We start from the raw sequence: 9353 nt of genomic DNA on the forward strand, positions 1-9353 counted from the left end.
GGGCACGGCCGCCCCCCCGACGGGGCGGCCGTGCCCCGCTCGGCGCGGGCCGGCCGCGTCGTCGCGGTACGCCCGGTTCACCCGGAGGCGGTGATCGCCCAGCGCTCGTGGTCGCGCCACGCCCCGTCGATGAACAGGTAGTCGGGCGAGTACCCCTCCAGTCGGAAGCCGAGCTTGCGGGCCACCCGCCGGGACGCCTCGTTGCCGGGCTGGATGTTCGCCTCCAGCCGGTGCAGCCCCAGCACCGTGAACGCGTGCTCGATCACCAGCCGGATGCCACCCGAGGCGTGCCCCGTGCCGCTGTACGGCAGGAACGCCGCGTAGCCCAGGTAGCCGCCGCGCAGGGCGCCCAGCACGATGCCGCTGATGTTCGCGTAGCCCGCGATCGCCCCGCTGGCCCGGTCGCAGATCAGGTAGCCGGTGTTCTCCCGCCGGCGGTTCTTGCGCAGGTAGGCCGCGTACTGCTCGGGGGTGTCCGGCGCGGCGAGCCAGGGATGGTGCAGCTCCCGGCTGCGGCGGGCGGCGGCGATGAACTCGGCCTCGTCGTCGGGCCGGGGCCGGCGGATGGCGACGTGGCCGGCGGAGCGCAGGTACCTCACGGCGGACCACTCTCACCGCTGGGGCCGCCGATGTCCACCGCATTCGGGCTGCGTGCCGGCGCCGTGCCGCCCTCGTGCGACCGAGGTCTCCGCTGCCGGGTCGGGCCGGCCGCGACCAAACGCCGCCTGCCTGTTCATCTGCCGTCACGTCGCCGTCGCCGTCCGTACGCATGACTCCGCCAGCGTGGGGTGTCGCGCCGGAGGGACCGGCGACGGGCGGGGGAGCAGGTGGGCCCTCCGGCCTGCCGGATGCGCAAGGAGCGACCGGATGACCCCGCCCGACGTGAGCGTCATCGTCCCCGTCTACAACACCATGCCCTACCTGCGCCGCTGCCTGGCGTCCCTGCTGGCCCAGAGCATCGGCGCGGAACGCATGCAGATCATCGCGGTGGACGACGGTTCCACCGACGGCAGCGGGCGCCTGCTCGACCGGCTCGCCGCCCGGCACCCGGGCGTGCTGACGGTGGTGCACCAGGCCAACTCGGGCGGCCCCGCGGGGCCGTGCAACCGGGGGCTGGAGCTGGCGACCGGCCGGTACGTGTTCTTCCTCGGCTCGGACGACCACCTGGGCGCGGAGGCGCTGCAACGTCTGGTCGCGGCGGCCGACCGGCACGGCTCCGACGTCGTGCTGGGCCGGGTCGTGGGGGTGAACGGCCGGCACGTCTTCCAGGACATCTTCGCCGGGAACGCGGTCGACGTGGACCTGTTCTCCTCGGCCCTGCCCTGGTCGCTGGCGAACACCAAGCTGTTCCGCCGGGAGCTGGTCGACCGTCACGGGCTGCGCTTCCCGGAGGACATGCCGGTCCTCAGCGACCAGCCGTTCACCCTGGAGGCCTGCTACCGGGCCGGGCGCGTCTCGGTGCTCGCCGACTACGACTTCTACCACGCGGTCCGCCGGCTGGACGCGCGCAACATCACCTACCACAGCGGCGTCGAGAAGCGGCTGGTCAGCGTGGAACGGTTGGTCACGTTCATCGCGGAGCTGATCCCCGCCGGATGGCAGCGCGACGCCGTCCTGCGCCGGCACTTCGGCCTGGAGGTGGCCAACCTGGTCGGCGACGACTTCCGCCACCTGGACCGCCCGACCCAGGAGCGCGTGCACGGGGTCGTCCGCCGGCTGGTGGAGAGGTACCTCACCGACGGGGTGCGCGACCGGCTCGGCATCGAGGCGCGGCTGCGGCTCGGGGCCGTCGGGGTGGGTGACGTCGACGAGCTGCTCGCGGTGATCAGGCAGGACGTGGAGCGGGGCGTCCCGACGACGGTACTGTCGGGCGAGCGCTGGTACGCGGACTATCCGGGCACCCGCCGTCGCGAGTGGGCCGACGTCACCGACGTACGGGCGGACTGGCTGGCCCGGCTGGACGCGATCTCGATTGGCTGGGAGGACGGCGACACCCTGGTCGTCACCGCCCGCAGCCCGCACCCGGGCTTCTCCCGGCTCGCCGGCCCGGTCCGGCTCGTCGCCGGTGAACTGGTCGGCACGACCGTGCTCGACCCGGCCGACCGTACGGGCAGCACCGTCCGCGCCAGCTTTCCGATCGCGCGGCTGCTCGCGGCCAGCGCGGCGTCCGGGAGGCGGTTCCCGGTGCGCGCCGAGCTGACCGGGACCCACGGCGACGGCAGCGCCCCGGTGCGGGCACCCCGCCTGATCACCGGACGCCCGCGGGCGGGCCGGCGCGGCCTGCGCGTCTACGGCGTCGGCGCGAGCGTCGACCAGCGCAACGGGCAACTCGTCCTGACCGTGGTGCCGGTGACCGCGGGGCAGGTGGCCAGCCGGCTGCGCCGCCGTCTGCGGGGTACCGCGCCGGTCGTACCCGCCCCGCGCCCGGAGACCGCGCCGGTCCCGGTCGCGGCGCACCCGGCGACCGCCCGCCCGGCGGACCTGGCCGCGAACGGTTGACCCGCCCGCGTGGTGGGGCTCGACCGCGCGGCGTGGCCGGGACGGGACCGGCCCGTGGCCGCCCTACAGCGGGCCGGGGTGCGGTTGGTCGAGCGGCATGGGCACCTGGAGGAAGGTCGTGCCGCGCAGGTCCAGCCGCGCCCACGTCGGCGAGCGGACGAGGCGGAGCATCACCTCGGCGCAGCTCGGACAGCGCCCGATCAGGCCGGGGGCGTGCGAGTAGACGCGCAGCTCGCCCATCGGGCCGATCATCCCGCAGGTCTCGCACCGGCCGGTGGCACCGCTCAGGTCGACGGTGAACAGCTCCCGCAGCGGCCCGTCGAGCATGTTCCCGTCCACGTAGGACATCTCGGTCATCGCTGTCTCCTCGCCGGTCAGCCGGTCGGGCCGAACCGTTCGGTCTTCACCCGCCGCGGCTGGTGCCCCAGCCCGACGAGCAGGTCGGCCACGGTCTCCACGAACCCCGTGGGGCCGCAGACGTAGTTGAGCGGCTCCAGGTCGGGGGGCCAGCCGTGGTTGTTCACGTCGGCCACCCCGATGCGGTGCGGCTCGCCCCGCCAGCCCTCCGGTGCGCGGCGCGTGTAGAGGTAGGCCACGTCGAGGCCGAGGTCGTCACGGCCGCGCCGGCGCAACTCGTCGGCGTAGATGAGGTCCTCCGGGGTGCGGACGGAGTAGAGCAGCCGGAACGGCGCCCGGCTGCCCACCTCGCGGCGGGCACGCAGGATCGCCATCAGCGGCACGATCCCCGAGCCGCCTCCCACCAGCAGGACCGGCGCGGTCTCCTCCGGCCGCCACACGAACCAGCCGCCGACCGGGCCGCGCACCTCCACCGGGTCGCCCTCGGAGTAGACGTCGATGAGGTACGGCGAGACCTCACCGTCGTGCACCCGCTGCACGGTCAGCTCGATGCACGGCCCGCCCGGGCCGTCCACGACCGGCCCGGCCAGCGAGTAGGAGCGGGCGGCCTGGTAGCCGTCGGGCGCGGTGAGGCGCACGTCGAGGTGCTGCCCCGGCAGGTGCCCCGGCCAGCCGGGCACCTCCAGCACCAGCGTGTGGGCGCTCGGGGTCTCCACGCGGCGTTCCACCAGCCGGGCGACCTGCCAGGTGAGCGGCGCGCGAGCCGGGGGGCGCACCGCGGCGGCGCGCTCAGTCACCCTGGTACCGCTGTTCGCGCCACGGGTCGCCGTAGTCGTGGTAGCCCGCCGTCTCCCAGAAACCGGGCTGGTCCATGGTCATGAGCCGCAGGCCCCGCACCCACTTGGCGGACTTCCAGAAGTACAGGTGCGGCACGAGCAACCGGGCCGGCCCGCCGTGCTCGGGGGGCAGGTCACCGCCCTCGAAGGTGTGCGCCACCCAGGCCCGCCCACCGCGCAGGTCGTCGAGCGGAAGGTTGGTGGTGTAGCCGCCGTACGAGTGCGCCAGGACGTGCGTGGCCTCGGTGTCGATGCCGTCGAGCAGCGTGTCGAGGGAGACGCCCTGCCAGTTGGTGCCGAGCTTCGACCAGCGGGTGACGCAGTGGATGTCCACGTGCGGCGTCTCCTGCGGCAACGCCATGAGCTCCGACCAGGACCAGCGGTACTCCGCGCCGGCCTCGGTGGTGATGACGAACTCCCAGGTGTCCAGCGGCACCCGCGGCGTCGGGCCGGCGGAGAGCACCGGAAAGTCCTGGGTCAGATACTGCCCCGGAGGCAGGGCGGGCTCCGACGAGCGGGGCCGGCCCTGGAAGCCTGGCGACACGATTCCCACCCGTCAGTCGTACCACCCACACGGCGCGGAGCGGGATCATTCCGCGTACCCCGTGGTCGTGGGGCGTGGCGCGCGTGCCGGGCGGTGCCGGCACGCGGCGGGCCGGGTCACCGGTGCTCGGCGACGACCTCGGGCTGCGACGGCTCGCGGTTGCGGGTGGCGCGCAGGCTGGTGAGGGTGACGACCACGAGGACGCCGATGATGACGCCGAGCGACGCGAGCGTCGGGATCTCGGGCACGCCCTTCCAGATGCCGTGCGCCCAGTGCAGGCCGAGCTTGACGCCGATGAACGCCAGGATGATCGCCAGGCCGTAGCTGAGGTGGACGAGTCGGCTGAGCGCGGCGTGCAGGACGAAGTAGAGCGCGCGCAGGCCGAGCAGGGCGAACGCGTTGGTCGCGAAGACCAGGTACGGGTCCTCGGTGATGCCGTAGACGGCGGGCACCGAGTCGACCGCGAAGACCACGTCGGTGGCGAGGACGGCCACCACCACGAGGGCGAACGGGGTGAGCGCGCGCCGCCCGGCCTGCCGGACCGTCATCCGGGTGCCCTGGTAGTCGTCGGTGACCGGCATGAACCGGCGCAGCAGGCGGACCGAGCGCATCTTGTTGATGTCCACCTCCTGCTGGTGCCCGCTGAGGGCGTCACGCAGGAGCTTCACCGCCGTGGCGATGAGGATGACGGCGAAGAGCAGGAAGGCGAAGTCCAGCGTCTCCAGCGCGGCCGCGCCGAGGGCGATGAACACGGCGCGCAGCACGAGCGCGCCCGCGATGCCGTAGAGGAGCACCCGCTGGGCGAGCACCGCGGGCACCGCGAAGGCGGCCAGCAGCAGCATGAAGACGAAGAGGTTGTCGACCGAGAGCGACTTCTCCACCAGGTAACCGGTGAGGTACTGGACGCCCAACTCGGAGCCGTAGCGGTTCCAGACCCAGGCGCCGAACGCCAGCGGGAGGGCGATGTAGAACGCCGACCAGCCGAGCGCCTCGCGCAGCGACACCTCGTGCGGCCGGCGGGTGACGAGGAAGTCCAGCACCAGCAGGGCGAGCACGCCGAGGATCGTCACCGCCCACAGGGTGGGAGTGCCGACCGTGGTCAATTCGGCGGCGGACAGGTATGACAGCTCGGACATGGGGGCCTCCTCGAACACCGTGCCATGTTCGAGGTCTCCTTCACCCACTTTGGTGGGCAACCACCCGAGGCGTGCCGGGCACGCCGTACTGACCGGAATGGTTCGTGGGAAGTACTCCCCTCGCGGGGACAAGGTTAGGTCAGGCTCAATCGAGACGCCAGCCGGGGTGTCGCGGGCGTGTCGATGGTTGCCCAGGTCAACAGCCTCCTTCCCGGCGAACGGGCGTGCGGACCCGCGCCGGCTCAGGCCCCGCGGCGCAGCGCGGCTCCCGGCGCCATGGCCGGTTCCACCATCGCCCGGTAATCCCGGGGCAGCTGCGTCACCACGTCGTCGAACTCGCCCGCGGTGATCGCCTCCCGCAGCGTGGTGAAGACCGCGCGGGCGCCGTCCCGAGCGGTGCGCTCGTCCACGCCCGCGCGCAGGGCGACCCGCGCCGTGAACTCGGCGGCGCCGAACCCCTCGGCCGCCTCCGTACGCGGGCTCGGCTTCAACACCGTCTGCAGCGGTTTCGGCAGCTGCGCCGCAAGGTCGAGCACCTCTCCCCCGGTCAGCCGCTCGGCCAGCGTCTCCAGCGTGGCCGCGGTGAGGGCGGCGGCTTGCCCGGACGACGTCCTCGTCCGCTGTGCCACCTGGTCGATGAAGGTGTCGTAGTTCATCGCGTGCTCCTCGGGGGCTGCGTCGGGGCCAGCGCGTACCCCCGGACCGGCGGCGGAAACAACCGTCCCGGCCCTTCGGCGCCGGATTTCCCTCGGGCGAGCCGGCGTGACGGGCGCGGTGGCGGGTAACCGCCGCCGGTCGTGACCGGATCGATGCCCGAGGAGACGACGCCATGGCGAGTTACGCCGACGTCCTGCAATACCTGTCGAGCCTGGACTACCCGGCCGGCAAGGACGACGTGATCCGGGAGGCCGAGCGGGAGGGGGCGCCCCCGGACGTCCTGCGCGCGCTGCGGGCGCTGCCACCGGTGGACTACGCCAACGGCAACGAGGTGGCCCGCTCCGCCGGCATCGACGCCGCGCCCGAACTCAGCCCGTCCCAGCGGGCCGCGCAGGCGCGCGAGCCGCACACCCGCGTCTCCCAGCATCTTCGCGGCATCTGACCCGACGGTGCCCGCGCCTGCACCAGAGGGCGACGGCGGGAGGCGGGTGACCGCCGCGGCGAGCCGGCCCACCATGCCCGACGGGCACACCCCCGCCATGGTCCAGATCGTGATCGTGGCGGCGGTCGGCGTGGGCGTGGGCGTGACGTTCGGCGTCCTGGTCTCGCCCCTGATGGCCCCGCTGGCGGGTTGGGACGTCGCCGCGGTCACCTGGCTGGTCATCGTCTGGCGGAAGATCTGGCCGCTGGACGCCGCGCAGACGGCTCGGCTGGCCGCGTTCCAGGACGCGAACCGGGCCATCCGCGACGTGCTGCTCCTCGGCGCGGGGGTCGCCAGTCTCGTCGCCGTGCTGCTGGTCATCGGGGGCGCCGACACGGCGCCGCAGGGCCTGCCCCGCGACCTGTACGGCGCGGCCGGGGTGCTCAGCGTGCTGCTGTCCTGGCTGGTCGTGCACACGGTGTTCACCGCGCGATACGCCCGGGTCTACTACACCGGCCCGGACGGGGGCATCGACTTCCACCAGTCGGACCCGCCGTGCTACGTGGACTTCGCGTACGTGGCGTTCACCGTCGGCACCACCTTCCAGGTGTCGGACACCAGCCTGACCAGCGCGGAGATGCGCCGGGCCGTCCTGACGCACTCGTTGCTGTCGTTCCTGCTCGGAGCGTTCGTCATCGCGGTGACGGTGAACCTGCTGGCCGGTCTGACCTGATCCCGGACGGGCGTGACGCCCGGCGGCGCCGGCCGACGCGGCGGCGCCCGCCGACGCGGTGCCGGCCGCCAGAGACAGGCGGGCGCCCCGGGCCGCGAACCGCGACCTGGGGCGCCACGCAGAACCTGTCCTGGGTGGCCGGAGGGCCCGAACCGGGCCGGGGCCACCAGGCAATCAGGTACGCCCGAACCGGGCGGGCATGACTGCCGCGATCATCATACAATGCCCATCGTCCGAACGGTCAGGAAAACCAGGACTGTGGGCCAGCCCACGTACGCTGTTCAGCTCATCACCTCTGCGTACCGCTTCTCCAGGTCGACCCGGGCCAGCGCTCCCACCAGCCAGGCCAGCTGTTCCGACTCGCCCGAACCGGCGAGTCCGGCCAGGTCACCGGCGGAGCGGCCGAGCCCGAGGCGACGCGCGGCGGCCAGGGCCCGCCGGTCGGCCACCGGGGCCACCTCCCGCCAGAGCGCCTGCGCCTCCCGCAGGAACAGCTCGACCACCTGACCGTCCACCCCGGGCAGCCGCGCGAGCAGTTCGCGCTCCCGGCCGGGGTCGTACTGCGCCTGGGCGCGCAGCCGACGCAGGTCACCGCGGTACCGGTCCACCACCACGCGGGCGAGGTCGCCGAGCTGGTCGGCGAGCGCGTCGACGTCCCCGCGCTGGCCCGCGTCGCGCAGTACCCGCACCCGCGACTCGTGCAACGAACGGGCCAGCCGGGCCGCACTGTCCCAACCCACGTCCCGCAGCGCCTGCGCGCTGTCCACCGCACGGCGGAAGTCGCCCCGCCGGGCCAGCAGCACCGACAGGTACAGCACCTGGAAGAGGCTGGAGGGGTTGTTGGTGACCTGGAAGCCGTACTGTTCGGCGAAGCCGCGTCCGCTGCCGGCGAGGCGGCGCACCAGACGCTTCTTGTCCTCGATGCTGGAGATCGGCATGAGGGCGACTACCCGCGCCGCCGCCGGTCACACTCGGCCCCGGCGGTGCTCAGTCGTGCAGGCCGCCGCTGCGGTCGCGCGCCTTGAGCCGGGTGGTCGGCAGCGCCGGGGCGGGCAACGGGGGCGCGGGATCGTCGGCGACCACGCCGAACCGCCGCCCCGCCATCCAGTCCTCCCGCGCGGCGGCGACCTCCTCGTGCGAGCGCCCCACGAAGTTCCACCACATCACCAGCGGCTCCTCGAAGGGCGTGCCGCCGAGCAGCAGCAGGTGGCTACCGACCGCGCCGCGCACCGTCAGCCGGTCACGCCCGGTGCCGAGGTAGAGCAGCGCGCCCGGCGCGAACGGCACCCCGTCGACCTCCGCGGAGCCGGACATGGCCAGCAGCCCGTACTCGAACTCGGGCCGCAGCGGCAGATCGACCGGCCCGGCGCCGGCCAGTTCGAGCTGCGCGCCGACCAGGGGCGTGTGCACCGCCGCCGGTGACCGCTCGCCCGCGATCTCGCCGACCAGCAGGGTCACGTCCAGTCCGCCGTCACGCCAGCGCGGCAGGTTCTCGTGGTGGGCGAAGTCGGCCGCGCCGGCGCGCGCCGGGTCCGGCAGCGCGATCCAGAGCTGCACGCCGTGCATCACCGGCGGGTGTTCCTGCGGCGACCGCTCGGAGTGGGCGATCCCGTGCCCCGAGGTCATCACGTTCAACTGGCCAGGGCGGATCGGCTGGACGCTGCCGAGGCTGTCGCGGTGCAGGATCTCGCCGTCCAGCAGCCACGTCACCGTCTGCAGGCCGGTGTGCGGGTGCGGTGGCACCTCCATGCCGGGCCGCTGGGCCACGTCGTCCGGGCCGAAGTGGTCGACGAAGCACCACGCGCCGACCATCCGCCGTTGGCGCTGCGGCAGCAGGCGGCGCACCGTCGTGTACCGCCCCAGCGGCACGTCGTGACCGGGCAACAGCACGCTGCCGGGATCGACCGCTGCCACGCCAGGTGGTCGGGTCTGCGCCGGCAATGATTCGGTACGGTCCACCGCCCGAATGTACGCTCCGCCGCCCTCCCGCCAGGCCGCATACCGGGCCCGTGTTCCCCACACCACCCGGCGCGGGCGTGTCCGTGAACCCGCCCGCCCGCGCGGTGTGCCTGGACATGCCGCTGGCCGGCACCCGGGTTCGGGTGCCGGCCAGCAGTGTCAGTGTGTGGTTGCGGTTGTGGTTGTGCGGGTTGTCAGCTGTTCCAGTACT

The 9353-nt window shown here is 73.7% G+C and carries 11 protein-coding genes; 3 read left to right on the forward strand and 8 right to left on the reverse strand.

Going from position 1 to position 9353, the window contains the following annotated elements:
• Positions 1 to 77 precede the first annotated feature (77 nt).
• Positions 78 to 599 (reverse strand): GNAT family N-acetyltransferase, encoded by a 522-nt coding sequence (locus SM573_RS25115; RefSeq protein ID WP_474610346.1) that lies wholly within the window; start codon positions 597 to 599, stop codon positions 78 to 80.
• Positions 600 to 867: 268 nt separating this feature from the next.
• Here SM573_RS25115 and SM573_RS25120 point away from each other — a divergent pair, with 268 nt between their 5' ends.
• A complete protein-coding gene (locus SM573_RS25120) occupies positions 868 to 2499 on the forward strand; it encodes a glycosyltransferase family 2 protein (protein WP_474610347.1) in 1632 nt (543 codons plus the stop codon).
• A 63-nt stretch (positions 2500 to 2562) separates the two neighbouring features.
• On the opposite strand, the gene SM573_RS25125 is transcribed toward SM573_RS25120, so the two are convergent.
• The 5 genes from SM573_RS25125 to SM573_RS25145 form a co-directional block, all read right to left on the reverse strand.
• Positions 2563 to 2856, reverse strand: a complete 294-nt coding sequence (locus SM573_RS25125) for a DUF6510 family protein (RefSeq protein WP_474610348.1) — start codon at positions 2854 to 2856, stop codon at positions 2563 to 2565.
• A gap of 17 nt (positions 2857 to 2873) precedes the next feature.
• Positions 2874 to 3653 carry a ferredoxin reductase gene (locus SM573_RS25130; protein ID WP_474617200.1) on the reverse strand — a complete coding sequence of 260 codons (780 nt, stop codon included), beginning with the start codon at positions 3651 to 3653 and terminating at the stop codon, positions 2874 to 2876.
• Positions 3646 to 4236, reverse strand: a complete 591-nt coding sequence (locus tag SM573_RS25135; protein ID WP_474610349.1) for a sulfite oxidase-like oxidoreductase — start codon at positions 4234 to 4236, stop codon at positions 3646 to 3648. Before SM573_RS25135 ends, SM573_RS25130 begins: the two co-directional genes overlap by 8 nt.
• Positions 4237 to 4352: 116 nt before the next feature.
• Positions 4353 to 5372, reverse strand: coding sequence for a TerC/Alx family metal homeostasis membrane protein (locus SM573_RS25140; RefSeq protein WP_474610350.1), 1020 nt, complete (start codon positions 5370 to 5372; stop codon positions 4353 to 4355).
• Positions 5373 to 5614: 242 nt separating this feature from the next.
• A complete protein-coding gene (locus SM573_RS25145; protein ID WP_474610351.1) occupies positions 5615 to 6028 on the reverse strand; it encodes a DUF2267 domain-containing protein in 414 nt (137 codons plus the stop codon).
• Between the two features lie 173 nt (positions 6029 to 6201).
• Between SM573_RS25145 and SM573_RS25150 the strand changes: the two genes are divergently transcribed.
• Complete coding sequence (locus SM573_RS25150; RefSeq protein WP_474610352.1) at positions 6202 to 6471, forward strand: DUF2795 domain-containing protein; 270 nt, start codon at positions 6202 to 6204, stop codon at positions 6469 to 6471.
• Positions 6472 to 6517: 46 nt separating this feature from the next.
• The gene (locus SM573_RS25155) at positions 6518 to 7183 is read left to right on the forward strand and encodes a DUF1345 domain-containing protein (protein ID WP_474610353.1); all 666 of its coding nucleotides are present in this window, start codon (positions 6518 to 6520) and stop codon (positions 7181 to 7183) included.
• A 281-nt stretch (positions 7184 to 7464) separates the two neighbouring features.
• Here the strand turns inward: SM573_RS25155 and SM573_RS25160 are convergent, their stop codons facing one another.
• Both SM573_RS25160 and SM573_RS25165 read right to left on the reverse strand, forming a co-directional pair.
• Positions 7465 to 8121, reverse strand: a complete 657-nt coding sequence (locus SM573_RS25160; RefSeq protein WP_474610354.1) for a hypothetical protein — start codon at positions 8119 to 8121, stop codon at positions 7465 to 7467.
• Between the two features lie 49 nt (positions 8122 to 8170).
• Positions 8171 to 9142 (reverse strand): pirin family protein, encoded by a 972-nt coding sequence (locus SM573_RS25165; RefSeq protein WP_474610355.1) that lies wholly within the window; start codon positions 9140 to 9142, stop codon positions 8171 to 8173.
• Between the last annotated feature and the right edge of the window lie 211 nt (positions 9143 to 9353).

It is taken from the genome of Micromonospora xinjiangensis, assembly GCF_056150165.1.

What these genes read in the sequence shown, in the direction of transcription:
- SM573_RS25125 (WP_474610348.1), bottom strand. Translation starts at nt 2,856, where the DNA reads ATGACCGAGATGTCCTACGTGGACGGGAACATGCTCGACGGGCCGCTG.
- SM573_RS25120 (WP_474610347.1), top strand. Translation starts at nt 868, where the DNA reads ATGACCCCGCCCGACGTGAGCGTCATCGTCCCCGTCTACAACACCATG.
- SM573_RS25150 (WP_474610352.1), top strand. Translation starts at nt 6,202, where the DNA reads ATGGCGAGTTACGCCGACGTCCTGCAATACCTGTCGAGCCTGGACTAC.
- SM573_RS25160 (WP_474610354.1), bottom strand. Translation starts at nt 8,121, where the DNA reads ATGCCGATCTCCAGCATCGAGGACAAGAAGCGTCTGGTGCGCCGCCTC.
- SM573_RS25140 (WP_474610350.1), bottom strand. Translation starts at nt 5,372, where the DNA reads ATGTCCGAGCTGTCATACCTGTCCGCCGCCGAATTGACCACGGTCGGC.
- SM573_RS25145 (WP_474610351.1), bottom strand. Translation starts at nt 6,028, where the DNA reads ATGAACTACGACACCTTCATCGACCAGGTGGCACAGCGGACGAGGACG.